This is a genomic window from Pseudomonas sp. RIT357, from assembly GCF_000632245.1.
Lineage (GTDB): Bacteria > Pseudomonadota > Gammaproteobacteria > Pseudomonadales > Pseudomonadaceae > Aquipseudomonas > Aquipseudomonas sivasensis.
On record NZ_JFYX01000016.1, the window covers coordinates 47,314 to 72,188 of the forward strand.

The 24,875-nt window shown below is 61.3% G+C and carries 23 protein-coding genes and 1 pseudogene; 16 read left to right on the forward strand and 8 right to left on the reverse strand.

The genetic code is table 11. From position 1 onward, the window contains the following. The first annotated feature begins 2 nt into the window (after nt 1-2). The 7 genes from BW43_RS14440 to BW43_RS14410 all read left to right on the forward strand — a co-directional run bounded on the left by BW43_RS14440 (nt 3) and on the right by BW43_RS14410 (nt 6,867). On the forward strand, nt 3-833 hold the full coding sequence (locus tag BW43_RS14440) for a carbohydrate ABC transporter permease (RefSeq protein ID WP_032886872.1): 831 nt from the start codon (nt 3-5) through the stop codon (nt 831-833). Between the two features lie 23 nt (nt 834-856). After that, entirely contained in the window at nt 857-1,960 is a 1,104-nt protein-coding gene (locus BW43_RS14435) for an ABC transporter ATP-binding protein (protein WP_032886873.1), read from the forward strand. Nucleotides 1,961-1,978: 18 nt separating this feature from the next. Then, nucleotides 1,979-3,460 (forward strand): mannitol dehydrogenase family protein, encoded by a 1,482-nt coding sequence (locus BW43_RS14430; protein WP_032886874.1) that lies wholly within the window; start codon nt 1,979-1,981, stop codon nt 3,458-3,460. A gap of 139 nt (nt 3,461-3,599) precedes the next feature. Next, entirely contained in the window at nt 3,600-5,081 is a 1,482-nt protein-coding gene (gene xylB, locus BW43_RS14425) for a xylulokinase (protein WP_032886875.1), read from the forward strand. Nucleotides 5,082-5,093: 12 nt separating this feature from the next. After that, nucleotides 5,094-6,032 carry a carbohydrate kinase gene (locus BW43_RS14420; RefSeq protein WP_032886876.1) on the forward strand — a complete coding sequence of 313 codons (939 nt, stop codon included), beginning with the start codon at nt 5,094-5,096 and terminating at the stop codon, nt 6,030-6,032. Nucleotides 6,033-6,132: 100 nt separating this feature from the next. Beyond that, a complete protein-coding gene (locus BW43_RS14415; protein ID WP_032886878.1) occupies nt 6,133-6,390 on the forward strand; it encodes a DUF2790 domain-containing protein in 258 nt (85 codons plus the stop codon). Between the two features lie 78 nt (nt 6,391-6,468). After that, nucleotides 6,469-6,867, forward strand: a complete 399-nt coding sequence (locus BW43_RS14410) for a hypothetical protein (RefSeq protein ID WP_032886879.1) — start codon at nt 6,469-6,471, stop codon at nt 6,865-6,867. On the opposite strand, the gene BW43_RS14405 is transcribed toward BW43_RS14410, so the two are convergent. Together BW43_RS14405 and ilvA are read right to left on the reverse strand one after the other, a co-directional pair. After that, on the reverse strand, nt 6,864-7,133 hold the full coding sequence (locus tag BW43_RS14405; protein ID WP_032886880.1) for a DUF1652 domain-containing protein: 270 nt from the start codon (nt 7,131-7,133) through the stop codon (nt 6,864-6,866). The two genes, BW43_RS14410 and BW43_RS14405, sit on opposite strands and share 4 nt — an antisense overlap. A 225-nt stretch (nt 7,134-7,358) precedes the next feature. Next, nucleotides 7,359-8,390 carry a threonine ammonia-lyase, biosynthetic gene (gene ilvA / locus BW43_RS14400; protein WP_081797707.1) on the reverse strand — a complete coding sequence of 344 codons (1,032 nt, stop codon included), beginning with the start codon at nt 8,388-8,390 and terminating at the stop codon, nt 7,359-7,361. A gap of 270 nt (nt 8,391-8,660) precedes the next feature. Here ilvA and BW43_RS14395 point away from each other — a divergent pair, with 270 nt between their 5' ends. Both BW43_RS14395 and map read left to right on the forward strand, forming a co-directional pair. Next, complete coding sequence (locus BW43_RS14395; RefSeq protein WP_025855286.1) at nt 8,661-8,861, forward strand: ParD-like family protein; 201 nt, start codon at nt 8,661-8,663, stop codon at nt 8,859-8,861. After that, entirely contained in the window at nt 8,861-9,622 is a 762-nt protein-coding gene (map, locus tag BW43_RS14390) for a type I methionyl aminopeptidase (protein ID WP_032886882.1), read from the forward strand. The genes BW43_RS14395 and map overlap by 1 nt, the downstream gene beginning before the upstream one ends. 44 nt (nt 9,623-9,666) lie before the next feature. Here the strand turns inward: map and BW43_RS14385 are convergent, their stop codons facing one another. Next, on the reverse strand, nt 9,667-10,599 hold the full coding sequence (locus tag BW43_RS14385) for a magnesium transporter CorA family protein (protein ID WP_032886884.1): 933 nt from the start codon (nt 10,597-10,599) through the stop codon (nt 9,667-9,669). A 6-nt stretch (nt 10,600-10,605) separates the two neighbouring features. Next, a complete protein-coding gene (locus tag BW43_RS14380) occupies nt 10,606-12,192 on the reverse strand; it encodes a RimK family protein (RefSeq protein WP_032886887.1) in 1,587 nt (528 codons plus the stop codon). A gap of 94 nt (nt 12,193-12,286) precedes the next feature. Here BW43_RS14380 and BW43_RS14375 point away from each other — a divergent pair. Beyond that, nucleotides 12,287-12,736, forward strand: a pseudogene (locus BW43_RS14375) (GNAT family N-acetyltransferase); the annotation flags it as partial. Here the strand turns inward: BW43_RS14375 and sfnG are convergent. After that, nucleotides 12,732-13,817 (reverse strand): dimethylsulfone monooxygenase SfnG, encoded by a 1,086-nt coding sequence (gene sfnG / locus BW43_RS14370; RefSeq protein WP_032886892.1) that lies wholly within the window; start codon nt 13,815-13,817, stop codon nt 12,732-12,734. The pseudogene BW43_RS14375 and the gene sfnG sit on opposite strands and share 5 nt — an antisense overlap. Nucleotides 13,818-14,083: 266 nt before the next feature. Here sfnG and BW43_RS14365 point away from each other — a divergent pair, with 266 nt between their 5' ends. Then, nucleotides 14,084-15,322: an acyl-CoA dehydrogenase family protein gene (locus BW43_RS14365; RefSeq protein ID WP_032886894.1), complete on the forward strand. Its 1,239-nt coding sequence runs from the start codon at nt 14,084-14,086 to the stop codon at nt 15,320-15,322. A 127-nt stretch (nt 15,323-15,449) separates the two neighbouring features. On the opposite strand, the gene BW43_RS14360 is transcribed toward BW43_RS14365, so the two are convergent. Continuing rightward, nucleotides 15,450-16,235 (reverse strand): sulfite exporter TauE/SafE family protein, encoded by a 786-nt coding sequence (locus BW43_RS14360; protein ID WP_032886896.1) that lies wholly within the window; start codon nt 16,233-16,235, stop codon nt 15,450-15,452. A 194-nt stretch (nt 16,236-16,429) separates the two neighbouring features. Here BW43_RS14360 and BW43_RS14355 point away from each other — a divergent pair, with 194 nt between their 5' ends. The 3 genes from BW43_RS14355 to BW43_RS14345 all read left to right on the forward strand — a co-directional run bounded on the left by BW43_RS14355 (nt 16,430) and on the right by BW43_RS14345 (nt 18,209). Then, nucleotides 16,430-16,951 (forward strand): DUF3455 domain-containing protein, encoded by a 522-nt coding sequence (locus tag BW43_RS14355; protein WP_032886898.1) that lies wholly within the window; start codon nt 16,430-16,432, stop codon nt 16,949-16,951. Between the two features lie 62 nt (nt 16,952-17,013). Further along, complete coding sequence (locus BW43_RS14350) at nt 17,014-17,538, forward strand: sigma-70 family RNA polymerase sigma factor (RefSeq protein ID WP_032886899.1); 525 nt, start codon at nt 17,014-17,016, stop codon at nt 17,536-17,538. Continuing rightward, nucleotides 17,535-18,209 (forward strand): anti-sigma factor domain-containing protein, encoded by a 675-nt coding sequence (locus BW43_RS14345; protein WP_032886901.1) that lies wholly within the window; start codon nt 17,535-17,537, stop codon nt 18,207-18,209. The genes BW43_RS14350 and BW43_RS14345 overlap by 4 nt, the downstream gene beginning before the upstream one ends. Here BW43_RS14345 and BW43_RS14340 read toward each other — a convergent pair whose 3' ends face one another. Both BW43_RS14340 and BW43_RS14335 read right to left on the reverse strand, forming a co-directional pair. Continuing rightward, nucleotides 18,210-19,511: an ATP-binding protein gene (locus tag BW43_RS14340; RefSeq protein WP_032886902.1), complete on the reverse strand. Its 1,302-nt coding sequence runs from the start codon at nt 19,509-19,511 to the stop codon at nt 18,210-18,212. 3 nt (nt 19,512-19,514) lie between these two features. Further along, nucleotides 19,515-20,216, reverse strand: a complete 702-nt coding sequence (locus BW43_RS14335) for a response regulator transcription factor (RefSeq protein ID WP_032886904.1) — start codon at nt 20,214-20,216, stop codon at nt 19,515-19,517. Between the two features lie 289 nt (nt 20,217-20,505). Between BW43_RS14335 and BW43_RS14330 the strand changes: the two genes are divergently transcribed. Together BW43_RS14330 and BW43_RS14325 are read left to right on the forward strand one after the other, a co-directional pair. Next, a complete protein-coding gene (locus BW43_RS14330) occupies nt 20,506-21,663 on the forward strand; it encodes an efflux RND transporter periplasmic adaptor subunit (RefSeq protein ID WP_032886906.1) in 1,158 nt (385 codons plus the stop codon). 13 nt (nt 21,664-21,676) lie between these two features. Continuing rightward, nucleotides 21,677-24,766, forward strand: a complete 3,090-nt coding sequence (locus BW43_RS14325; RefSeq protein WP_032886909.1) for an efflux RND transporter permease subunit — start codon at nt 21,677-21,679, stop codon at nt 24,764-24,766. Nucleotides 24,767-24,875: the final 109 nt, after the last annotated feature.

Consider the following 24,875-nt stretch of genomic DNA (forward strand, 5'->3'; position numbering starts at 1 on the left):
CCATGACGCTTCAACAATCCCGCCGCCTGCAAAGCCTGTTGCTCGGCACGTTGGCCTGGGCCATCGCGATCCTGATTTTCTTCCCGATCTTCTGGATGGTGCTGACCAGCTTCAAGACCGAAATCGACGCGTTCGCCACGCCGCCGCAGTTCATCTTCACGCCGACGCTGGAGAACTACCTGCACATCAACGAGCGCAGCAACTACTTCAGCTATGCCTGGAACTCGGTGCTGATTTCCTTCAGCGCTACCGCCCTGTGCCTGCTGATCTCGGTGCCGGCGGCCTACTCCATGGCGTTCTACGAAACCAAGCGCACCAAGGGCACGCTGCTGTGGATGCTGTCCACCAAGATGCTGCCGCCGGTAGGCGTGCTGATGCCGATCTACCTGCTGGCCAAGAGTTTTGGCCTGCTGGATACGCGCATTGCGCTGATCATCATCTACACCCTGATCAACCTGCCGATCGTGGTCTGGATGGTTTACACCTACTTCAAAGACATCCCCAAAGACATCCTCGAAGCCGCACGCCTGGACGGCGCCACCCTCTGGCAGGAAATGGTCCGGGTACTGCTGCCGATCGCCAAGGGCGGCCTCGCTTCCACGGTGTTGCTGTCGCTGATCCTGTGTTGGAACGAGGCGTTCTGGTCGCTGAACCTGACCTCATCGAACGCGGCGCCGTTGACCGCGCTGATCGCCTCCTACTCCAGCCCCGAAGGTTTGTTCTGGGCCAAATTGTCGGCCGTCTCGACCCTCGCCTGTGCGCCGATCCTGATCTTTGGCTGGATCAGCCAGAAACAGCTGGTGCGCGGTTTGTCCTTCGGCGCAGTTAAATAATAATTTCTAGCGGAGGGCCCATCATGGCCAACCTCAAAATCAAGAATTTGCAAAAAGGCTTCGAAGGTTTCTCGATCATCAAAGGCATCGACCTGGAAGTGAACGACAAGGAGTTCGTGGTCTTCGTCGGCCCGTCGGGCTGCGGTAAGTCCACCCTGCTGCGCTTGATCGCCGGCCTGGAAGAAGTTACCGAAGGCACCATCGAACTCGATGGCCGCGACATCACCGAAGTGACCCCGGCCAAGCGCGACCTGGCGATGGTGTTCCAGACTTACGCGCTGTATCCGCATATGAGCGTGCGCAAAAACATGTCGTTTGCCCTGGACCTGGCCGGCGTCGACAAGAAGCTGGTGGAGAGGAAGGTCAACGAAGCGGCGCGCATCCTCGAACTGGGCCCGCTGCTGGAGCGCAAGCCCAAGCAACTCTCCGGTGGCCAGCGTCAGCGCGTAGCGATTGGCCGCGCCATTGTGCGCAACCCGAAGATCTTCCTGTTCGACGAACCGCTGTCCAACCTCGACGCCGCCCTGCGTGTGCAAATGCGCCTGGAGCTGGCGCGCCTGCATAAAGAACTGCAGGCGACCATGATCTACGTGACCCACGACCAGGTCGAGGCCATGACCCTGGCTGACAAGGTGGTGGTGCTCAACAGCGGCCGTATCGAGCAGGTAGGTTCGCCGCTGGAGCTGTATCACCAACCCGCGAACCTGTTTGTGGCGGGCTTTCTTGGCACGCCGAAAATGGGTTTCCTCAAGGGCAAGGTCACGCGTGTCGAGTCCCAGACCTGCGAAGTGCAACTGGACGCCGGCACCTTGATCAACCTGCCGCTCAGTGGTCCGACCTTGAGCGTCGGCAGCGCGGTCACCCTGGGCATTCGTCCGGAGCACCTGGAAATCGCGTCGCCTGGCCAAACCACCCTGACCGTCACCGCCGACGTCGGCGAACGCCTGGGCAGTGACACCTTCTGCCACGTCAACACCGCCAACGGCGAGCCGTTGACCATGCGCATCCGCGGCGACATGGCCAGCCAGTACGGTGAAACCCTGCACCTGCACCTGGACCCGGCGCACTGCCATCTGTTCGACACCGATGGCGTGGCCGTGGCCCGTCCACTGCGCGCTGCCGCCTGATTTCGCGAGTATTACGTTATGAAATTGAACACACAGAACCTCACGCAACTGGCTGAGCAGGTGAAAATCCCGGCCTACGCCATTGCCGACACCCGTCAGGGCATCGCCCATATCGGCGTCGGCGGCTTCCACCGCGCGCATCAGGCGTATTACACCGATGCGCTGATGAACACCGGTGAAGGCCTGGACTGGAGCATCTGCGGCGTCGGACTGCGGGCCGAGGACCGCAAGGCCCGCGACGATCTGGCCGGCCAGGACTACCTGTTCACCCTGTATGAACTGGGCGACACCGACGACACCGAAGTGCGCGTAATCGGTGCCATCAGCGACATGCTGCTGGCCGAAGACAGCGCCCAAGCCCTGATCGACAAGCTCGCCAGCCCTGAAATCCGCATCGTCTCGCTGACCATCACCGAGGGCGGTTACTGCATCGACGACAGCAACGGCGAGTTCATGGCCCACCTGCCGCAGATCCAGCACGACCTGGCGCACCCCACGGCGCCGAAAACCGTGTTCGGTTTTATCTGCGCGGCGCTGACCCAACGCCGCGCCGCCGGCATTCCCGCGTTCACCGTGATGTCCTGCGATAACCTGCCCCACAACGGCGCCGTCACGCGCAAGGCATTGCTGGCGTTTGCCGCCCTGCACAATGCCGAGTTGCATGACTGGATCGAGGCCAATGTGAGCTTCCCGAATGCCATGGTCGACCGCATCACTCCCATGACCAGCACCGCCCACCGCCTGCAATTGCACGATGAACACGGCATTGACGATGCCTGGCCAGTGGTGTGCGAACCCTTCGTGCAGTGGGTGCTGGAAGACAAATTCGTCAACGGCCGCCCGGCGTGGGAAAAGGTCGGCGTGCAGTTCACCGACGATGTGACGCCCTATGAAGAGATGAAGATCGGTTTGCTCAACGGCAGCCACCTGGCCCTGACCTACCTGGGGTTTCTCAAGGGTTATCGGTTTGTGCACGAGACCATGAACGACCCGCTGTTCGTAGCCTACATGCGTGCCTACATGGACCTCGACGTCACGCCAAACCTCGCGCCGGTACCGGGCATCGACCTGACCGACTACAAGCAGACGCTGGTGGATCGCTTCTCCAACCAGGCGATTGCCGACCAGTTGGAGCGCGTGTGTTCGGACGGCTCGTCGAAGTTTCCCAAGTTCACCGTGCCGACCATCAATCATCTGATTGCCGATGGGCGTGAAACAGAGCGCGCGGCGCTGGTCGTCGCAGCCTGGGCCTTGTATTTGAAGGGTGTGGATGAGAATGGGGTGAGCTACAAAATCCCCGATCCGCGGGCGGAATTCTGCCAGGGGTTGGTGACTGACGATGCGCTGATCAGCAAACGCCTACTGGGTGTAGAAGAGATTTTTGGCACGGCTATTCCCAACTCGCCGGCGTTTGTGGCAGCGTTCGAGCGGTGCTATGAGAGTCTGCGTGATAACGGCGTCACCACTACCCTGAAGCACCTCCTGAAGAAACCGGTTTAAATGTGAGAAGGGGCTTGCCCCCGATGAGGGTGTGTCAGTCAAATATCTTTCACTGACCCACGGCCATCGGGAGCAAGCCCCCTCCCACACTGGACCGGGTTGCCAATCCAAAAAAAATAACACTGCTGAGCACACCATCATGACCCAGCAAAACCTGTTCCTCGGCATCGACTGCGGCACCCAAGGCACCAAAGCCATCGTCCTCGACGCCTCCAGCGGCAAGGTGCTGGGCCTGGGCGCCGCCGCGCACACGTTGATCAGCGGCGCCAATGGCCGTCGCGAACAGCACACCCAGGAGTGGCTGGACGCCTTTACCGAAGCCACCCACCGCGCCCTGCAACAGGCTGGCGTGGACGGCCAGGACATCCTTGGTATCGGGGTTTCCGGCCAGCAGCACGGGCTGGTACTGCTGGATGACCAAGGCCAGGTCTTGCGCCCGGCCAAGCTGTGGTGCGACACCGAAACCGCGCCGGAGAACGACCGCCTGCTGCAACATCTGGGCGGCGAAAGCGGTTCACTCGAACGGCTGGGCGTGGCCATCGCACCGGGCTACACCGTGTCCAAGCTACTATGGACGCGCGAACAACACCCGGACATCTTCAAGCAAATCGCCCATATCCTGCTGCCCCACGACTACCTCAATTACTGGCTCACCGGCCGTGCCGTCGCAGAATACGGCGATGCGTCCGGCACCGGCTACTTCAACGTGCGCAGCCGTGACTGGGATGTGGCACTGCTCAAGCACATCGACCCCAGTGGTCGCCTGGAACAAGCCTTACCGCAACTGATCGAAGCCGATCAAACCGTGGGCAGCATCCTGCCTGCCATCGCCGAGCGCCTGGGCATCAACCCCAACGCCATCGTCGCCAGCGGCGGCGGCGATAACATGATGGGCGCGATCGGCACCGGTAATATCGCGCCCGGCGTGATCACCATGAGCCTGGGCTCATCGGGTACCGTCTATGCGTTTTCGGACCAACCCAACGTCAGCCCCCAAGCGTCGGTCGCCACATTCTGCTCATCCAGCGGCGGCTGGTTGCCGTTGATCTGCACGATGAACCTGACCAACGCCACAGGCGTGATACGCGAGCTGTTCGAACTCGACCTCAACGCGTTCAACAGCCTGGTGGAGCAAGCGCCGATTGGCGCCGACGGCGTCAGCATGCTGCCGTTCCTCAACGGCGAACGCGTACCCGCCCTGCCCCACGCCACTGGCAGCCTGCACGGCCTGACCATGACCAACCTGACACGCGCCAACCTGTGCCGCGCCGTGGTTGAAGGCACCACCTTCGGCCTGCGCTACGGGCTGGACCTGCTGCGCCAGACCGGCCTGCAAAGCCAGAGTATCCGCCTGATCGGCGGCGGCTCGAAAAGCCCCGTGTGGCGGCAGATGGTCGCCGATATCATGAACACCGAAGTGATCTGCACCGAACAAAGCGAAGCCGCCGCCCTCGGCGCGGCGATCCAGGCTGCGTGGAGCCAGTCCGGCGAATCCCTGGCCAGCCTCTGCGACAAATGCGTGAGCGTTGACCCGGCCAGCCGTACCCTGCCGGTGGCGGCCCATGTCAGCGCCTATCAACTGGCTTACGAACGCTATCAACAGCACGTGGCAACCCTTTAAGAGCGAACGACTATGTATCTGGTGTGTGGTGAAGCGCTGTTCGATTTTTTCAGCGAGGAAGATGCCAGCGGGCAGGCCTCCAAGGTCAACTACAAGGCGATTGCGGGTGGCTCACCGTTCAACGTCGCGGTGGGGTTACGCCGCCTGGGCATCGAGGCCGGGTTGTTCGGCGGCCTGTCCACCGATTTCCTCGGCCGACGCTTATTGCAGGTGCTGAAAGATGAAGGCGTCAGCGAGCAGTTCCTGGTGGAATTCGCCGCGCCGACCACCCTGTCCATGGTCGCCGTGGGTGCCAATGGTTCACCGCAGTACAACTTCCGGGGTGAGGGCTGTGCGGACCGGCTGCTGCAAGCCGAGCATTTGCCGGTACTCGGTGATGACGTGCGTGGGCTGCATATCGGCTCGTTCTCCCTGGTGGTGCAACCGATTGGCGACACCCTGCTGGCCCTGGTACAGCGCGAAAGCGGCAAGCGCCTGATCAGCCTCGACCCCAACGTGCGCCTCAACCCGCAACCCGACATCCAGCTGTGGCGTGACCGCGTCGCCGAGCTGGTCAAACATGCCGACCTGATCAAGGTCAGCGATGAAGACCTGCACCTGCTGTACCCCGACCAGTCGCCGGAAAGCGTGCTGCAAGGCTGGTTGCAACACCGCTGCCAGTTGGTATTCCTCACCCGTGGCGGCGACGGCGCCAGTGTGTTCAGCCGCCAACATGGCACCTGGTCGCAACCTGCGGTCAAGGTGCTGATGGCCGACACCGTGGGCGCCGGCGATACCTTCCAGGCTGCGTTGATTGCCTGGCTGACCGAGCAGCAGTTGGATTCGGTCAACGGCCTGCAACAACTCACCCGCGCGCAGATTGACGCCATGCTGGGCTTCGCGATTCGCGCGGCGGCAATGACCTGCACCAAAACCGGCCCGGACCTGCCGTATCGTAAACAGTTGGGCTGAACACCCGGTTTCATGAAGGTTTTGTCAGCCAGGCCTCGATTAATCGATGGTTAATCCCGCAAGCCGACAGTGAAGTCGAACCCACTTGCGGAGCACCTTCATGAAACTACTTACTTTACTGTGTGGCGGCGCGCTGGCACTGGCAGCCGTCTCGGGCCTGGCCCAGGCCGACAACCAGAAACCCGTGCCTTACCAATACGGCATGCCGTTGAACATCAAGCATGTGATCGCCATGAACGAAGCGCCGACCAATGACTGCAAAGTCATCGACGCCGATATCAAGTTCGTGGACAAGGCTGGGAAAGTCGAAGATGTGGGCTATCGGAAGCTGTCCGACGCGTGCAGCTTCCAGAATTGAGCGTTGCACTGTCACACAGCAAGCCCGCGTAGATAGGCGTATTCTTGCGGGCTTGTCCCAAGGCCGAAAGGAATCGCCATGCCGTTCAGTTTTCGTACCCTCGCCACCACAACCGCCCTGCTGTGCTTTGCCCTCGCACTGGTCTGGGGGTCACGCCCCGATCTGCTGCTCGGTATGTGGGGAGTGAATTCTTCAGACGCCACAGGCCTGGTCGCCCGCCGCAGCGCCGCGCTGTTCCTGGCCATCGGCATCATGTTTTACCGGGCCCGCCATGCGCCGCCTTCGGACACGCGTCGCGCCATGACCAGTGGCTTTGCCATCGGTTGCCTGGTGCTGGCTGTGCTGGGCTTGAGTGAGTGGTTCAATGGCAACGCCGGGCCGGGGATCTTCCTGGCCGTGGCGACCGAAACCGTATTGGGCCTGGCGTTTATCCAAGCCCACAGGTCTTCGGTGGTTCACCCTCAGGCTTCTGCCTAGTAATAGGCTCGACCTCCCGCTCTTTGCAGGGCGGGTGCATGGGTATTTTTCAGATCTTCACGCAACCCGGCGATCAGGTTGCAAATCGCTCGACTGCTGTCGAGTTTGTCCGTCTTGATGCCTTTGACCTCCAAATCCACCCGGTCACGGTCGCGATCGTCATAGATCTTGATCGTCAGCGAAGCATCTTCGGCTTTGGTGCATTCGCACCGTTTGGGCAGGAAACTTCCTTCAATAATGCTGCGAAGCTCTAATTCCGAAAGCATGGCCAACCTCTCCTTTTTTGAGACTGCCAACAGAGTCTTATGGGTGTGGCAGACGCCTGCCTGCCGCGTCTTGCCGACCTTGGAAGACGTTTCAACTACCAGCCTACTCGGCAAAATACGCTTGCGTTGTAACCATTCCTCATAAGGAACGCGAAAGTTTATATAACTTAAACAGGTCCCCGTCCGTAGTGTTTATAACATCGTCGAACAGCCACGATTAAACGTTTAACCCTGCACTTCGTGTGCGTATGCCGTCACTCTTTCAGCAACATGTCGCAAACTATCAAAGTTAATATTCGCCCCGGAATTCACCGCCACCAGTGTCTGCCCATGCACGCCTCGTTGCGCCACGTACTTGCGAATGCCCGCCACCGCCAACGCGCCAGAGGGTTCGGTGATGGAACGGGTGTCGTCGTAGATCAGCTTGATGGCGCTGCACAGTTCGTCATTGCTCACGGTGATCACTTCGTCCACCCACTCCCGGCAGATTTCAAAACCGTAGGCGCCGATCTGCGCTACGGCGGTACCGTCGGCAAACCCGTCGACGCTCGGCAACACCACCCGCTCACCGGCACGCAGGGCGGCCAGCAGGCAACTGGAGCCTTCGGGCTCGACACCGACGATGCGCACCTCAGGCCGCAGGTATTTGACGTAGGCCGCGATACCTGCGATCAGACCGCCGCCACCCACCGGCACGAAGATGGCGTCCAACGGGCCCTGTTGCTGGCGCAGGATTTCCATGGCCACGGTGCCCTGGCCGGCGATCACGTCCGGATCATCGAAGGGCGAAACGAACGTGCATCCGGATGTCTCGGCCAGTTGCAGCGCATGGGCCAGGGCAAACGGGAAGCTCTCCCCGTGCAACACCGCTTCGGCGCCTCGGGAGCGCACGCCCAACACCTTCAACTCGGGCGTGCTGCACGGCATGACAATCCGCGCCTTGATCCCCAACTCCTTCGCCGCCAGTGCCACGCCTTGTGCATGGTTCCCCGCCGATGCGGTCACCACACCGCGCGCCTTTTGCTCGGCGGTGAGCTGCACCAGCTTGTTGTAGGCGCCGCGAATCTTGAAGGAAAAGGTCGGTTGCAGGTCTTCGCGCTTGAGCAGCACCTGGTTACCCAGCAGCGCCGACAATGCCGGCGCGGCTTGCAGGGGCGTACGCAACGCCAGGTCATAGACCGGGGCAGCGAGGATCTTTTTTACATAGTGTTCAAGCAATGCCGTATCAGCGGTGTGGGGGACGGGGCACGTGCTCATGGGTGTCTCCTGGTTTTCAAGGGCCCTGGAGACGGAAAAACAAAACCCGCCTCTAAGGCGGGTTTGGGTGCAGCCGTGTGCTATCCCGCCAAATGAGGAATGGCGGTAATAATGCTTGGCTGGCTGCGGAAGGTTTGAAATGTCATGTCACGAAATTAACCGGGCGTCACCGGGCAAGTCAATGGCCAAGCGCCATTTAGCGTTTGGGGGTTTACGATGGATATACGAAACATATACGCTTTGTATATCAATTTTTAAACAGTGAACCCCATGGGCATCGTCAAAATCACCGACCAACTGCATGAACAACTCCGCCTGGCCAGCGCGGCCATGGACCGCTCCATCAACGCCCAGGCCGAGTTCTGGATCAAGATCGGCCTGCTCGCCGAACTCAACCCCAACCTGCCGTACAACGAGCTGATCAACAAACTGTTGCTGGACAAGCCCGACCTGATCCGGGGGCGCAGCTGATGATCAAGACTGCCGCTCAACTGGCTGTGATGCGCGAATCCGGGCGCCTGCTGGCTCAAGTGTTTGACATGCTCGACGGGTTTGTCGCCGCCGGCCGCTCCACCCTGGAGCTGGACGCCGCCGTCGAAGCCTTCATTCGTAACGACCTTAAAGCCCGTCCCGCCAGCCTCGGGCAATACGACTACCCCTTCTCCATCAACACCTCAATCAACGAAGTGGTGTGCCATGGGATGCCCAGCCCCAAGGAGATCCTCAAGGACGGCGACATCATCAACATCGACATCACCCTGGAAAAAGGTGGCTTTATCGCCGACTCCAGCAAGATGTACATGATTGGCAACGTCGCCCCTAAGGCGCGGCGCCTGGTGGAAATGACCTTTGAGGCGATGTGGGCCGGGATCCGCCAGGTCAAGCCCGGCGCACGCCTCGGTGATATCGGCCACGCGATCCAGAGCCACGCCCAGGCCAACGGCTACAGCGTGGTGCGTGAATACTGCGGCCACGGTATCGGCAAGCAGATGCATGAAGAACCGCAAATCCTGCACTTCGGCCGACCCGGCACCGGGCTGGAACTGCGCGAAGGCATGGTGTTTACCATCGAACCGATGCTCAACCAGGGCAGTTCCAAAGTGCGCAGCCTGAAAGACGGCTGGACGGTGGTGACCAAGGACAACAGCCTGTCGGCGCAGTGGGAGCACACGGTGGCGGTGACGGCGGATGGCTTTGAAGTGCTGACCTTGCAAACACAGCCAGGCGAATAAACGGTGGTGAGCGGGCTTGTCGAAGAAGTACTCCCTCGCCACCCTTACATCGTCGCGCCCGCCATCCGTTTGAGCGCCAGTACCATCAAGCCGGCGCCCAACCCCATCGCTGCCAGGAACAATGGGTACGACACCCACCACGGCGTACCCGCGGTCATCATGCTGAACTCCGACATACCGCCAATGCTGGCGATCAGGTTGAGCGGCAAGAACACCACGTTGATCAGCGTCAGCTTGCGCAACAGGTTGTTCATGCTGTTGTTCATCAGGTTGCCGCGCGCATCGATCAGGCCGGAAAACACGTTGGAATAGATCTCCGCCTGTTTGTAGCACTGGTGGTTCTCGATGATCAGGTCATCGATAAGGCCGAGAATTTCAGCACTGAAGTGCTCCTTTTCCCCATGGTTACGCAGCCGCGACAGCACGGCGCCGTTGCTGTGCAGCGCGTTGATGTAATAAATCAGGCTTTCGCTGAGGCTGAACATCTGCATCAGGTGATGATTGCTCATGGACGCGTTGAACTGCTGCTGCAACTCCCGTGCAACCAGCTTGATCACCTTGAGGTGGCCCAGGTAGTGGTGGATGTTGTTGAGCAACAGGTCGAGCAATACGTCCAGCGGCGTGTGCAACGGCCGGCGCTGGCCCAGGCCACTCAGTGGGGTCTCATCGGTGGCGATCACCAGCAGGCGGCCGGGTGAAAACAGCAGGCCGCACGACGCCACTTCGAACACCAGGTTGCCACCACCGGAATAGTTCTCCGGGCGCTTCCAGATCAGGAACAGGTTGTCGGGATGAAACTCGATGCGTGAGACTTCGTCCGGGTCGAGCGCCGACGCCAACGCGTGCTCGTCGAGCTTGTGGTGATCGCGCAGCCACTCGCGCTCGGCCAGGTCGGGGTTGTTGAACAACAGGATCGGGGCCGCGTCGCTATGCCCCGGACGTAACTTTCCACCGTTCAGTTCAAAGCGCTGGATCATCGCGCGTCACCAGACCTGGCCCTGGCGTTTCAACTCCAGGCGCCGCACGAACTCTTCCAGCACCAGGCTGTACAGGTCGTCCTGCAAGTAGGCATCTTCGATTCCAGCATCCAGGTTCGGGTTGTCGTTGACCTCGATCACCACCACCTTGTCGCCGGACTGCTTGAGGTCCACACCGTAAAGGCCATCGCCGATCAGGTTGGCGGTCTTCACCGCCAGTTCCACCACAGCCTTGGGCGCTTCATGGACGGCCAGGGTGCGGCATTCGCCGTTGATGGCCTGGCCGATGGCCTTGTGGTTATAGATCTGCCAATGGCCCTTAGACATGAAGTACTGGCAGGCAAAAATCGGCTTGCGATTGAGTACGCCGATGCGCCAGTCGTACTCGGTGTAGAAGAATTCCTGGGCCAACAGCAGCACCGAATGCTCGAACAACTCGGCGGTGGCCTTGAGCAAGGCTTCCTGGCTTTCGACCTTGATCACGCCTCGGGAGAAACACCCGTCGGGAATCTTCAACACCAGCGGAAACCCAAGGCGCTCGCCGACCCGTTCGAAATCTTCCGGTCGCTCCTTGTAGAGAATCTCGGTGGCGGGCATGCCCAGCTGATGGCTGTTGAGCAAGTCGGTGAGGTAGACCTTGTTGGTGCAGCGCAGGATCGACGCGGGGTCGTCCATCACCACCAGGCCTTCGCTTTCGGCTTTTTTGGCAAAGCGGTAGGTATGGTTGTCAACGCTGGTGGTCTCGCGGATCAGCAAGGCGTCGTATTCGGCCAGCCGCGCGTAGTCCTTACGCTCGATCAGCTCCACATCGATGCCCAGGCCCTTGCCCACGCGGATGAAGTTCTCCAGGGCACGGGCGTTGGAGGGTGGCAGCTGCTCCTGTGGATCGTGCAGGATTGCCAAGTCATAACGGGCCAGGCGCCGCGAACGGGGTTGGCGCCAGATCTTGCGGCTGAAGTTATCAAGGGCATGGGCGAACTGATCTTCCTGATCGTCGCGCAACTTGTGCAATACGCCGGATTTCACCCCTTCGATATGCCAACCGTTATTCTTTCTGAATTCAACCAAGAGGATCGGACACGGGAATGTTTCAAACAACTGGCGGGCCAATTCCTGCAACGGTTCTATATTGGTCCTGCCGAAGTAAAGTGTCAGGGTAAACCCTTCGGTATTACTGTAGAGGTGATGACTCAAGGCTTTATCAAGGGTTTTATCCAGGTCATCCAGCGCCAGGCCGTACAGCGACTTCTTAGTCAGTTCGCTGATGGTACGCACCGAGGGAATCACCTTGTGTCCGCGCGCTTCGGCCAGCAACGAGCAGTAGTAGCCGTGCCCCAGGTACTTGTAGCTGCGGCACAGGTTGATCACCTGCACACGCTTGCCAGTCTCGTTTTGCCGTGTTTGCTCAAGGTATTCCTGGGCGGTGACGATGTCTTCGCTGGGAAAGTAGGAGGCCCAATCTTCCTTGCGCTCAACAATAATCACCACTTGACTGTTACTTCGAGGCGACGCAGAAAAAAAGCCCTTCGAAGTTATTGTCGCCGCGACAATTTGCTCGGATACTTCACGCCAATGACCTTGTACCGCCGACATAATATTTGATCCGCTTTAGAGAACTCGACCTTTTCTATTAAGCACGATCTTTTAGGGAAGTCCCGTTTCGTTACGCAACTTTTACGGCGGTTATATGGCTCTTTTCTCTCGCGTTGCATTACCCGGTGATGTACCGGCATTGGTCGCATTGGAACAACAGTGTTTCACCAGTGACCGGCTCTCATCGCGCAGTTTTCACTGGATGATCAGCCGCGCCCACGGCCAGTTGCTGGTAGCGGAACAGGACGGGCAGTTGCTCGGTTATGCGCTAGTGCTGTTTCGTCGTGGCAGCGCGTTCGCGCGCTTGTATTCCATCGCCATTGCCGCCCACGCACGCGGCCTCGGGCTGGGCAGGCAGTTGCTCAGCCATGTCGAGGCCTGCGGGGTGACGCACGGGTGCGCGCACCTGCGCCTGGAGGTGCGCACCGACAACCCCGGCGCCCTGGCGCTGTATGAGCGCAATGGCTACCGGCGCTTCGCCCAGGTCAACGACTACTACGCAGACCACACCCCGGCCCTGCGCCTGGAAAAAACCTTGGTCAGGCCACCTGCTTGATCCCGGCCTTGGCTTCCAGCTCGCGTACCAGCGGCAATACGCGTTTGCCGAAGTACTCCACTTCTTCCTGGAAGTGCAGGAAGCCCGCCAGCACCAGGTCCACGCCTACGGCCTTGAGTGCAACGATGCGCTCGGCGATCTGCTGCGGAGTGCCGATCAGGTTGGTCTTGAAGCCATCGTTGTACTGCACCAGGTCTTCAAAGCTGGACTTGGCCCAGTTGCCCTCGCCTTCGGGTGACGCCTTGCCTGCTTGCTTGGCCGCGTCGCCAAAGGCATTCACGGCTTCCGGGTCGGCCTTGTCGATGATCTCTGCGAGTACGGCGCGGGCTTCTTCCTCGGTGTCGCGGGCGATGATGAATGCATTCACGCCGACTTTGACCGAGTGGTTATTTGCGGCAGCCTTGGTGCGAATGTCATCGACCTGGGCCTTGATGCCTTCCGGGGTGTTGCCGTTGGTGAAATACCAATCCGACACCCGCGCCGCCATGTCCCGCGCGGCCCGTGAACTGCCGCCTTGGAACACTTCCGGCTGGCCCAGCGGCTTGGGTTTGAGGGTGTAGTTGTTGAAACGGTAGAAGTCGCCCTTGAAGGTAAAGTCGTCCTGGGTCCAGATGCCTTTGAGGGCGCGGATAAATTCCTCGGAACGGCGATAGCGCTCGTCGTGTTCCAGCCAGTGTTCGCCGATGGCCTGGAACTCGCCCTTGAACCAGCCACTGACGATGTTCACCGCAATGCGGCCGTTGGTGAGTTGGTCGATGGTCGCCAGTTGCTTGGCCGCCAGCGCCGGCTGCCAAGGGCCGGGAAGGATCGCGGCGATGACCTTGAGCTTGGTGGTCGCCGCCAGCAGCGCATGGCTGAACGCCACGGATTCATGCTGGTTCTCGGCGCCGTAGCCAGCGGTGAAGCGGATCTGGGTCAGGCCGTATTCGAAGCCGGCTTCTTCGGCCAATTGCGCCAATTTACGGTTGTAGTCGATGCCCCAGTGGGTGCGTTGTTCGATCTTACTGACCACCAGCCCACCGCTGACGTTGGGCACCCAATAGGCAAATTTCACGGCTTGCTGACTCATCGAACGGTACCTCGTGCAAAAGGGATGTATCGAGGCTTGAGCAGCAAGCGTGCCAGTCAGTGGCAAAGGCCCATGCCATGGGCGTTGCGCCCAAAAAAACGCCCCCGGCGGGCGTGCACGCACATGTCATGGATCACGCCGGTTTGTCGGAATGCTGTTGCTGGAGCAACAGTAATCAACGCAAATCCCCCGTAAACATTGGGCCACGAACCCGGCACGGACTGTGCAATCCCCCTTGCATTGACCACTGCCCCGGAGCCTTGCCCATGACCGAACATCACGTCATTAACCCGCTGTCCATCGGCGTCGATTACCCCACCTTGGCCGCGCGCTTCCGGCCGATCTTCCAGCGCATCGCCGACGGTGCGGTGCAGCGCGAACTCAGCCGTACCCTGCCCCATGAGCCGCTCCAATGGCTCAAGGAGGCCGGTTTCGGCGCGGTGCGCGTACCGGTGGAATATGGCGGTGGCGGTGCTTCGCTGCCGCAACTGTTCGAACTGCTGATCGAACTGGCCGAAGCCGACTCCAACGTACCCCAGGCCCTGCGCGGGCATTTCGCCTTTGCCGAGGACCGCCTGAACGCGCCGCCGAGTGCCGGCCGGGACCTGTGGTTCAAGCGGTTTGTCGACGGCGATATCGTCGGCTGCGCCTGGACTGAAATCGGCAACGTGGCCATCGGTGATGTGGTCACCCAGGTCAGCCCCGACGGCGATAAGTGGAAGCTCAACGGTGAAAAGTTCTACAGCACCGGCAGCATTTTCTCTGACTGGATCGATGTGTACGCCCAACGCAGCGACACCGGCGGCGATGTGATCGCTGCGACCCGTGCACGCCAGCCTGGCGTGGTGCACAGCGACGATTGGGACGGCTTTGGCCAGCGCACCACCGGCAGCGGCACCTCGCGCTTTACCGATGCTGAAGTCGAGGCGGATAACGTCATCGACTTTGCCACCCGTTTCAAATACCAGACCGCGTTCTACCAACTTGTCCTGCTGGCCAGCCTCGCCGGTATCGGCCGTGCGGCGTTGCGCGATGTGGCCCACCAGGTGCGCAGCCGCAAGCGCATCTACAGCCACGGCAATGCCCAGCATGTGAGCCAGGACGCACAGATTCAACAGGTGGTGGGCGAAGTCGCAGCACTGGTGTATGCCGCTGAGGCCAGCGCGTTAAGGGCGACATTGCCAGCGCAACGGGCTTACGTGGCGCGGTTTGGCGGGGATGACGCCGTGGAGCGCGAAGCCAACGTCGCCGCCGAAATTGAGTCGGCCACGGCGCAGGTGGTGGTGTCGGAGTTGATCCAGCGGGCTACCAGCGAGTTGTTCAACGCACTGGGGGCGTCGGACGTGCGCCAGGGGAAAGCCCTTGATCGGCATTGGCGCAATGCGCGGACTGTGTCGTCTCACAACCCGGTGATCTACAAGGCGCGGATCGTGGGGGACTGGGTGATCAATGGCACCGAGCCGCCGTTTGTGTGGCAGATCGGTAATGGTCCGGCGAAAGCCTGAGGCTGAGCGGGGTCAAAACTGTGGGAGGGGGCTTGCCCCCGATGGCAGTGGGTCAGTCACTGTATTCAAAAACTGACCCACCGCTATCGGGGGCAAGCCCCCTCCCACATTGGATACTGCGCACGCCTCAGAAGGCCAGTTTGTAACCAACCGCCATCAACATGATCGCCAGGCACGGGCGAAGCACGCCGTCCGGGATCTTGCCGGTCATGTGGCTGCCGAAGTAAATGCCCGGCAACGAACCCATCAGCAGAAAGCCCAGCAGGTGCCAGTCCATATTGCCCATGCCAGCATGGCCCAGGCCTGCCACCAGGGTCAGGGGCACGGCGTGAGCAATCTCGGTGCCGACCAGGCGGCGCGTGGCCAGGAATGGATACAGGATAAACAGCGCCACAGTGCCCAGGGCGCCGGCGCCGATTGAAGTCAGGGCGACCATGGTGCCGAGGATGGCGCCGGTGACAACGGTCAAGCCGTTCAGGTTGCGCGGGTTCATGTGGTAGCTGTCGCCCGCGTGACGCTGGGCGAAGGCCAGCAGGCGTTGCTTGAACAGGATCGCCAGGGCCGTCAACAGCAACACGACACCGAGGGCTTGCTTGATGACCGCGTTCATCGCCGTAGGATCGGTATGCAAGGTGGCGAGAAACCACAGGGTCAGCAGCACCGCAGGCACACTGCCCAGGGTCAGCCAGCCGGTGATGGTCCAATCGATGTTCTTGTTCTTGCTGTGTACCAGCACGCCACCGGACTTGGTGATGGCCGCGTACAACAGGTCAGTGCCCACAGCCGTGGCCGGGTTGATGCCGAACCACAACAGGATCGGGGTCATCAACGAGCCCCCGCCGACACCGGTCATGCCCACGATAAAACCTACGATCAGGCCGGCAATTACGAAACCAAAGTTACCCACTTCCATTACAGCTACCCGCGGCCTTATAAATTTCTGGCGGCAGGATAGCGATTTTTCTTATAACGACTTATACCAATATGATCTGACTTTAGATCTTTTTCGCTTAATGCAATTTTTTTTGCCGATCACTGCATCCAGTTGGCGTGCCCATGGGTAGTCCTTGCAGCAACCCTGCTGTTTCATCTAATGGAGAAACACCCATGAACGCTAAAGCCCTGCTCTGCCTCACCGGTTTGCTCGTTGCCAGCCCCGCCGCCTTTGCCCAGGCCGGTTTGCCGGACAGCATTAAAGTGCCGGACGGCCACAAGGTGGCGATGGAAACCACCGGTGTCGGCGAAATCACCTACGAGTGCCGCGACAAAGCCAACGCCGCTGGCCAGACCGAATGGACTTTCGTCGGCCCCAAGGCGGTGCTCAATGATCGCAGCGGCAAGCAGGTCGGCACCTACTTCGGCCCACCTGCCACTTGGCAAGCCAAGGACGGTTCGAAAATCACCGGCACCCAGCTGGCCGTGGCGCCATCGAGCCCGGGCAACTTGCCTTATCAACTGGTCAAGGCCAACCCGGCCGAAGGCAAGGGCGCGATGAGTGGCGTGAGTTACATCCAACGGGTCGCCCTTAAAGGCGGTGTAGCGCCAAGCACTGAATGCACGGTCGCCAACAAGGGCAAACAGGAAGTGGTGAAGTACCAGGCCGACTACATCTTCTGGGCGGCCAACTGATCAAACTGCGCTACGCTGCCTGTGGCGAGCATGCTCGCCACAGGGGTTCAGCCATTTGAGGGATGTGCGTGTTTGATTACGAAGCCTGTCTGCTGGCCTGTGCCCGTGGCGACCAACGCGCCTTGCGCCGACTGTATGAGCAGGACAGCAGCCATTTGCTCGGCGTAGCCCTGCGTATCGTGCGTGACCGGGCGCAGGCCGAAGATATCGTGCATGACGCGTTTATCAAGATCTGGCGCGGCGCCGGCAGTTTCGACCCCAGCCGTGGTTCGGCGCGGGGTTGGGTGTTCAGCGTGACCCGACACTTGGCGCTCAACGTGGTGCGCAACCAGTACCGTGAAGTGCCGCTGGACGACGAACACGAGCACGTCACCGCGCCCGCCGACACCTTTGAGTTTTCCGCGCGTTCCGGGCAGATCCACACCTGCCTGGAGCAGCTCGATCCGGCCCGCCGCACGTGCATCCTGCATGCGTATGTCGACGGCTATTCCCATAGCGAAATCGCTTCGAGGTTGGACACCCCCCTGGGGACCGTCAAAGCCTGGATCAAACGTAGCCTCGCCGCGCTGCGGGAGTGCATGGCATGAACAACCCCTTGGACGAACTGGCCAGCGAATACGTGCTGGGCACCCTGCCCGCCGAGCAACGGGCCGACGTGGAACAACGCCTGCCCCACGATGCCGAGTTACGCGCGGCGGTGGATGCCTGGGAGCAGCGCCTGCTGCCCCTGACCGCGTTGGCCGAGCCGGTGTTGCCCTCGGCGCAGTTATGGCGGCGCATCGAACGTAACACCGCGACCCCGGACGCCGACGTACCGTGGTGGAACCTGCTGGCCTTGTGGCGCGGCCTGGCCGGTGCCGGGCTGGCGGCAAGCGTGGTGCTGGCGACGTTATTACTGACCCGCCCGCCCATCGCGGACCCCGCCTTTGTGGTGGTGCTGGTGGCCCCCCAAAGCCAGGCGCCCGGCTGGGTGATCCAGGCCAGCAACAATCAGCAGATTCAGTTGATCCCGTTGGGCGTGATGGAAGTCCCGGCGGACAAGGCGCTGCAGTTCTGGACCAAGGGTGATGGCTGGCAAGCCCCCGTGTCCCTGGGGCTGGTCAAGCCGGGGCAAACCCTGTCGCTGCCGCTGGACAGGCTGCCGCCGCTGTCGCCTAACCAATTGTTCGAACTGACCCTGGAAGACCCGAGCGGCTCGCCGACCGGCAAACCCACCGGGCCGATCCAGGCCATCGGCCGCGCGGTCAAGGTGCTCTGATCAACCGAGGCTGGGCAGCCACACGCGAAACCGCGCACCACCCAACGGCGACGCCTGGGCGGTCAACGTCCCGCCCTGGGCTTCCAGGGCGCGGCGGCTGATCGCAAGACCCAGGCCGAAGCCGCCGGTGCTGCGGTCGCGGCTGCGGTCGAGGCGATAGAACGGTTCGAAGATACGTTCACGCTGGTCCAGCGGGATGCCGATGCCATCGTCATCCACCCAGATTTCACAGCCCTTGGGACACACCTTGACCCCCACCTGGATGCGCTTGTCGCAGTAACGCGTGGCGTTGCGCAGCAGGTTCTGCAAGGCACGGGCGGTGAGGCGCGGGTCGAGGCTGAAGCGTTCTACAGCGCAATCAAGCACGACATCGATGACGATCTCGGGGTTTTCCAGCTCGTCGTCGACGCTGCCCAACACGCTGTCGATAAACTCATCGAGCACCACCTCGACCCGCTCCGGCAATTGCGCCGGGTTTTGCAGGCGGCTGTAGGAGAGCAACTCCAGCACCAATTCATCCAGCTCACGAATATGCGCCACCAGGCCGTGCAGACGTTCGCGACTGGCCTCGGGCAAGTCTTCGGACAGCGCAAGGGCCAGGCCGAAATCCAGGCGCGTCAACGGCGTGCGCAGTTCATGGGAGACGGCGTTGAGCAGGTCTCGCTGTTGGTTGAGCAGGTGTTCGATGTCGTCGGCCATGGTGTCGAACACCGCCGCCAGGCTGCCGATGTTGGAGCTGGGCGGAATACGGGTGCGCTCGGCCAGGTTGCCCTTGCCGAGTTGAGCGGCGGTGCTTTTCAGGCGTTCCAGATCACGCCAGTGCGGACGCAGCCAGAACAGCAGGCAGGCGAGCAACGCCGCGCCGATCAGCACATTCATCGACCAGTACAGCAGGTTCATGTCCAGCGGGTCTGGCGGGATGGTCAGCTTGACCACGAACTGCTGGTTGAGCGGCGAGCTGATCTCTTCCATCCAGCCCCATTCTCCCAGGCGAATCACCGGCTTGCCCTGCTCCAGCAGCTTGGCTTCTTGCGGGGTATAGCTGGCGTCCTGACGCAGCAGCAGTTGCACTTTGAGCGGCGCAAAGTCGCGGCCCAGTTGCTCGGTGACCTGGGACCAACGCTCCACCGGCGCCCGCAGGTATTGCTTGACGATGAGGGTTTGCTGGCCACGGGACTGCTCAATGTTGTAATCCAGGTAACGGTGTTCGAACAGCTGAATGACCAGTTTGGGAATCAGGTAAATCGCCGCACTGTAGGTGACGATGGTGATCAGGTAGAGGCGCAGCAGTACACGAAACATGGCTCAGCATTCCCACTCGGAACGGCTGAACAGGTAGCCCTTGCCCCACACGGTCTTGATCTTGCGCGCCTCGCCGGCATGGTCGTCGAACTTGCGGCGCAGCTTGGAGATGGCCACGTCTACCGAGCGGTCGGTGCCGTTGAACTCGATCCCGCGCAGGCGTTGCAGGATCTGGTCGCGGCTGAGCACTTCACCGGCATGCCGCGCCAACACCACCAGCAGGTTGTATTCGCCGCTGGACAGCTCCACCGGCTGCTCGCGCCACACCACGGTGCGCTCCGACAGGTCGATGCACAGGTTGCCCATGTGGATCTGATCGTTGGCCACCTGGGGCTCCGACAAACTGCTGCGCCGCAGCAAGGTACGCACGCGGGCCAATAGCACGCGCGGCTCGCAGGGTTTGGTCACATAGTCGTCGGCGCCCATTTCCAGACCCAACACCTGGTCGTGGCTGTCGTCGCGAGCGGTGAGCATCAGGATCGGCAGCCCTGCCGAATCGGCGCGCAGCAGGCGGCACACTTGCAGGCCGTCGAGACCCGGCAGCATGAGGTCGAGGATCACCAAGTCCGGCGGATTGAGGCGTGCGCGTTCCCGTACGTGGTCGCCACGGCTGAGCACACTGACGTGATAGCCATTGCGCTCCAGGTAGCTTGCAATCAGCTCCGAGAGTGCGGCGTCGTCTTCCACCAGGAGGATGTTGGGCATGAAGGTGTTTCCAAAAAATACAGTGATAGGTCGTACACAAATCCAATGTGGGAGGAGGCTTGCCTCCGTTGGCGGTGCTTCAGATGCAGAGTCGTTGACTGATTCACCGCTACCGGGGGCAAGCCCCCTCCCACATTGGATCGTCAGTTTTTGCAAGGTTGTGCAAGGATATACGCCCTCGGCGCCCCGCGCGCCGCACCTTACATTTCTTCACAGACCACCTACACAGCTTCACAGCACCGCGGCGCAGGTGAACTTAGGATGCGCCAGTCACTATTGGGATAAGAGCATGTCGAAGAATCTGTTTGCGCCGTTTTGCCTGTTGGCCCTGACGCTAGCCCTGAGTGCTTGTGACAAATCAGCCGCGGAAGCGCCGGAAATGCCCCTGGCCAAAGTGCGCATCGAAACCCTTGAGGCCAAGCCTCTGTCCATCACCAGCGAGCTGAGCGGACGCATCGCCGCGCCGCGTGTGGCCGAAGTGCGCGCGCGGGTGGCCGGCGTGGTGATGCAGCGGGTATTCAAGGAAGGCCACGACGTCAAACAGGGCGACGTGCTGTTTCGCATCGACCCGGCCCCGTTCAAGGCCGATCTCGACAGCGCCCAGGCCAACCTGAGCAAGGCCCAAGCCAACGCGTTCCAGGCGCGCCTGCAAGAGCAGCGCTACAGCCAATTGGTGGAAGACAACGCCATCAGCGGCCAGGACTACGACAACGCCCGCGCCAACCTGCGCCAGACCAACGCCGAAGTCGCCGCCAATAAAGCCGCCGTCGAACGCGCCAAGTTGAACCTGGGATATGCCACTGTGACGGCCCCAATTTCCGGGCGTATCGGCCGGGCGCTGGTGACCGAAGGCGCACTGGTCGGCCAGAACGAGGCCACGCCCCTGGCGATCATCCAGCAACTGGACCCGATTCACGCTGACCTCACTCAATCCACCCGCGAACTGAACGACCTGCGCCGCGCCTTCCGCGCCGGCAGCCTGAAGCAGGTCGGTCAGGACCAGGCCAAGGCCACGCTGATCCAAGACGACGGCAGCCTGTATCCGCTGCCGGGTAAATTGCTCTTCGCCGACATCAGCGTCGACCCCGGCACCGGGCAGATCATTCTGCGCAGCGAGTTCCCCAACCCGGACCTCGACCTGTTGCCCGGCAGCTTCGTGCGAGTGCGCCTGGAGCAAGCGGTCGACAAACAAGGCATCAGCGTGCCGCAACGCGCTATCAGCCGTGACAGTGCCGGTATCCCGATGGTGCTGCTGGTGGATGCCGAGCAGACCGTCAGCCAGCAACCGGTGCAATTGGGTGCGGTGATCGACGATCGCTGGATCGTCAGCAGCGGCCTCAAGCCCGGTGATCGCATCGTCGTCGAAGGCCTGCAACACGCGCGCCCCGGTGAAAAAGTCCAGGTAGACGACAGCCCGACGCCACTCGCTCAGGCTTCCCGCCAATAAGGATTATTCGACCATGCCGCAGTTCTTTATTGACCGCCCGATCTTCGCGTGGGTGGTTGCCCTGTTTATCCTCCTGGCCGGTTTACTCGCCATCCCGCAGTTGCCGGTGGCCCAGTACCCCAACGTGGCGCCGCCGAAAGTCGAGATCTACGCGGTGTACCCTGGCGCCTCGGCCCAGACCCTGGATGAAAGCGTGGTCAGCCTGATCGAGCAGGAGCTTAACGGCGCCGATCACTTGCTGTACTTCGAATCCCAGAGCAGCCTGGGTTCGGCCACCATCACCGCCACCTTCCAACCCGGCACCGACCCAGAAATGGCCCAGGTCGATGTGCAGAACAGGCTCAAGGCCGTGGAGCCACGCCTGCCCCAGGCGGTGACCCAGCAAGGCTTGCAGGTAGAAAAAGTCTCCGCGGGTTTCCTGCTGCTGGTGACCCTGACCTCCAGTGACGGCAAGCTCGATGACGTAGCGCTCAGCGATTACCTCGCGCGCAACGTAATGAACGAACTCAAGCGCCTGGACGGCGTGGGCAAGGCGCAGTTGTACGGCGCCGAACGGGCCATGCGCATCTGGATCGACCCGCAGAAGCTGATCGGTTTCAACCTGACCCCGGCCGACGTCAACAACGCGATCAGCGCGCAGAACGCCCAGGTTTCCGCTGGCAGTATTGGTGATTTGCCGGGCACCAAGACCCAGGAAATCACGGCGGCTATCCTGGTCAAGGGCCAGCTTTCCACCCCGGCGGAGTTCGCCGACATCGTGCTCAAGGCCAATCCGGACGGTTCCACCGTTCGCGTCGGCGACGTGGCGCGGGTAGAAATCGGCAGCCAGGAATACCAGTTCTCCACGCGCCTGAACGGCAAGCCATCCACCGCCGTCAGCGTGCAACTGGCGCCCGGTGCCAACGCGCTGAACACCGCGACCCTGGTGCGGGCGAAGATGGATGAGCTGTCACGCTACTTCCCGGCCAATGTGGAATATAAGATTCCGTACGACACCTCGCCCTTCGTCAAAGTCTCGATCACCAAGGTGGTCTACACCTTGCTGGAGGCCATGGCGCTGGTGTTTGCGGTGATGTTCCTGTTCCTGCAGAACGTGCGCTACACGCTGATCCCCACCCTGGTGGTACCGATTGCGCTGATGGGCACCTTTGCCACGATGCTGTTGCTGGGTTTCTCGATCAACGTGCTGACCATGTTCGGCATGGTGCTGGCCATCGGCATTTTGGTGGACGATGCGATTGTGGTGGTGGAGAACGTCGAACGGATCATGGTCACCGAGGGCCTCTCGCCCAAGGACGCGACGAAGAAAGCCATGGGCCAAATCACCGGCGCCATCGTCGGCATTACCCTGGTGCTGGTGGCGGTGTTCCTGCCGATGGCGTTCATGGCGGGCTCAGTGGGGGTGATTTACCAGCAGTTCTCGCTGTCGATGGCCACTTCGATCCTGTTCTCGGCATTCCTCGCCCTGACCTTGACCCCGGCCTTGTGCGCCACCCTGCTCAAGCCGATAGCCAAGGGCGAGCACCATGCCAAGGGCGGTTTCTTCGGCTGGTTCAACAAACGCTTCGAGCAACTCACCGACCGCTATGAAGGCTGGGTGGCCTATGCCCTCAAGCGCAGCGGCCGCTACCTGCTGATCTACCTGGTGCTGCTGGTGGGCCTGGGCCTGATGTTCATGCGCCTGCCCGCCTCGTTCCTGCCGGTGGAAGACCAGGGCTACACCATCACCGATATTCAGCTGCCGCCGGGCGCGAGCAAAAACCGCACGGTGCAGGTCGCCGAGCAGATCGAAGCGCACAACGCCGAGGAGCCTGGGGTGGGTGACACCACCATGATCATGGGCTTCAGCTTCTCCGGTTCGGGGCAGAACGCCGCGTTGGCGTTTACCACCTTGAAGGATTGGTCCGAGCGCAGCAGCGAGGATTCGGCCGCATCTATTGCTGAGCGGGCCAATATGGCGTTCAGCGAATTGAAAGACGCGATTGCGTACTCAGTGCTGCCACCACCAGTGGACGGCCTGGGCACGTCCAGCGGTTTCGAGTTCCGCCTGCAGGACCGCGGTGGCGTCGGCCATGCAGCGTTGATGGCAGCGCGCAGCGAGTTGCTGGCGTCAGCCGAGAAAAGCCCGATCCTGGCCAACGTGCGCGAAAGCGCCCTGGCCGAAGCGCCGCAAGTGCAGTTGGAAGTGGACCGTAAGCAAGCCAACGCCTTGGGCGTGTCGTTTGCGGATGTGGGGAATGTGCTGTCGTCGGCGATTGGCTCGGCCTACGTCAACGACTTCCCCAACCAGGGCCGCATGCAGCGCGTGGTGGTGCAAGCCGAAGGCGACCAGCGCAGCCAGGTGGCGGACCTGATGAAAATCAACGTGCGTAATAACGCCGGGAAAATGGTGCCGCTGTCGGCATTTGTCGAAGCCAAATGGACCCAAGGCCCGGCGCAACTGACGCGGTATAACGGCTACCCAGCCATCGCCATTTCCGGCGAGGCCGCCCCCGGGCACAGCACCGGCGAGGCGATGGAGGAAATCCAGCGCCTGGTCAGCCAACTGCCAGCGGGCCTGGGTCAGGAATGGACCGGGCTGTCGTTGCAGGAACGCTTGTCCGGCGCACAGGCACCGATCCTGCTGGGCCTGTCGCTGCTGATCGTGTTCCTGTGCCTGGCCGCGCTGTATGAAAGCTGGTCGATCCCGACCTCGGTGTTGCTGGTGGTGCCACTGGGCGTGCTCGGCGCAGTACTGGCGGTAACCTTGCGGGGCATGCCCAACGATGTGTTTTTCAAGGTCGGCTTGATCACCATCATCGGCTTGTCGGCGAAGAACGCGATTTTGATCATCGAGTTCGCCAAGGACCTGTATGACCAGGGAGAAGACCTGATCGAAGCCACGTTGAAGGCTGCGCGCTTGCGCCTGCGGCCGATCATCATGACCTCGCTGGCGTTTATTCTCGGCGTGGTGCCATTGGCGATTGCCACCGGGGCCAGTTCGGCAAGCCAGCAGGCGATTGGTACGGGCGTGATTGGCGGGATGATTACCGCGACGTTGGCGGTGGTGTTCGTGCCGGTGTTCTTTGTGGTGGTGATGAAGCTGGTGCGCAAAAAGCGCTGATGCGAACAGCCGGCGGGTTGTAGCGAGCAACCCGCTCGCTACAAAAAATGCGCTAAGGTGCTCACAGGTAACCATCTGTGAGCTGCCATGCCCTTCCTCGCCCGTACCC

Coding starts and splice junctions, on each gene's coding strand:
- BW43_RS14440 (WP_032886872.1), top strand. CDS start 3: ATGACGCTTCAACAATCCCGCCGCCTGCAAAGCCTGTTGCTCGGCACG.
- BW43_RS14435 (WP_032886873.1), top strand. CDS start 857: ATGGCCAACCTCAAAATCAAGAATTTGCAAAAAGGCTTCGAAGGTTTC.
- BW43_RS14430 (WP_032886874.1), top strand. CDS start 1,979: ATGAAATTGAACACACAGAACCTCACGCAACTGGCTGAGCAGGTGAAA.
- xylB (WP_032886875.1), top strand. CDS start 3,600: ATGACCCAGCAAAACCTGTTCCTCGGCATCGACTGCGGCACCCAAGGC.
- BW43_RS14420 (WP_032886876.1), top strand. CDS start 5,094: ATGTATCTGGTGTGTGGTGAAGCGCTGTTCGATTTTTTCAGCGAGGAA.
- BW43_RS14415 (WP_032886878.1), top strand. CDS start 6,133: ATGAAACTACTTACTTTACTGTGTGGCGGCGCGCTGGCACTGGCAGCC.
- BW43_RS14410 (WP_032886879.1), top strand. CDS start 6,469: ATGCCGTTCAGTTTTCGTACCCTCGCCACCACAACCGCCCTGCTGTGC.
- BW43_RS14405 (WP_032886880.1), bottom strand. CDS start 7,133: ATGCTTTCGGAATTAGAGCTTCGCAGCATTATTGAAGGAAGTTTCCTG.
- ilvA (WP_081797707.1), bottom strand. CDS start 8,390: ATGAGCACGTGCCCCGTCCCCCACACCGCTGATACGGCATTGCTTGAA.
- BW43_RS14395 (WP_025855286.1), top strand. CDS start 8,661: ATGGGCATCGTCAAAATCACCGACCAACTGCATGAACAACTCCGCCTG.
- map (WP_032886882.1), top strand. CDS start 8,861: ATGATCAAGACTGCCGCTCAACTGGCTGTGATGCGCGAATCCGGGCGC.
- BW43_RS14385 (WP_032886884.1), bottom strand. CDS start 10,599: ATGATCCAGCGCTTTGAACTGAACGGTGGAAAGTTACGTCCGGGGCAT.
- BW43_RS14380 (WP_032886887.1), bottom strand. CDS start 12,192: ATGTCGGCGGTACAAGGTCATTGGCGTGAAGTATCCGAGCAAATTGTC.
- sfnG (WP_032886892.1), bottom strand. CDS start 13,817: ATGAGTCAGCAAGCCGTGAAATTTGCCTATTGGGTGCCCAACGTCAGC.
- BW43_RS14365 (WP_032886894.1), top strand. CDS start 14,084: ATGACCGAACATCACGTCATTAACCCGCTGTCCATCGGCGTCGATTAC.
- BW43_RS14360 (WP_032886896.1), bottom strand. CDS start 16,235: ATGGAAGTGGGTAACTTTGGTTTCGTAATTGCCGGCCTGATCGTAGGT.
- BW43_RS14355 (WP_032886898.1), top strand. CDS start 16,430: ATGAACGCTAAAGCCCTGCTCTGCCTCACCGGTTTGCTCGTTGCCAGC.
- BW43_RS14350 (WP_032886899.1), top strand. CDS start 17,014: ATGTGCGTGTTTGATTACGAAGCCTGTCTGCTGGCCTGTGCCCGTGGC.
- BW43_RS14345 (WP_032886901.1), top strand. CDS start 17,535: ATGAACAACCCCTTGGACGAACTGGCCAGCGAATACGTGCTGGGCACC.
- BW43_RS14340 (WP_032886902.1), bottom strand. CDS start 19,511: ATGTTTCGTGTACTGCTGCGCCTCTACCTGATCACCATCGTCACCTAC.
- BW43_RS14335 (WP_032886904.1), bottom strand. CDS start 20,216: ATGCCCAACATCCTCCTGGTGGAAGACGACGCCGCACTCTCGGAGCTG.
- BW43_RS14330 (WP_032886906.1), top strand. CDS start 20,506: ATGTCGAAGAATCTGTTTGCGCCGTTTTGCCTGTTGGCCCTGACGCTA.
- BW43_RS14325 (WP_032886909.1), top strand. CDS start 21,677: ATGCCGCAGTTCTTTATTGACCGCCCGATCTTCGCGTGGGTGGTTGCC.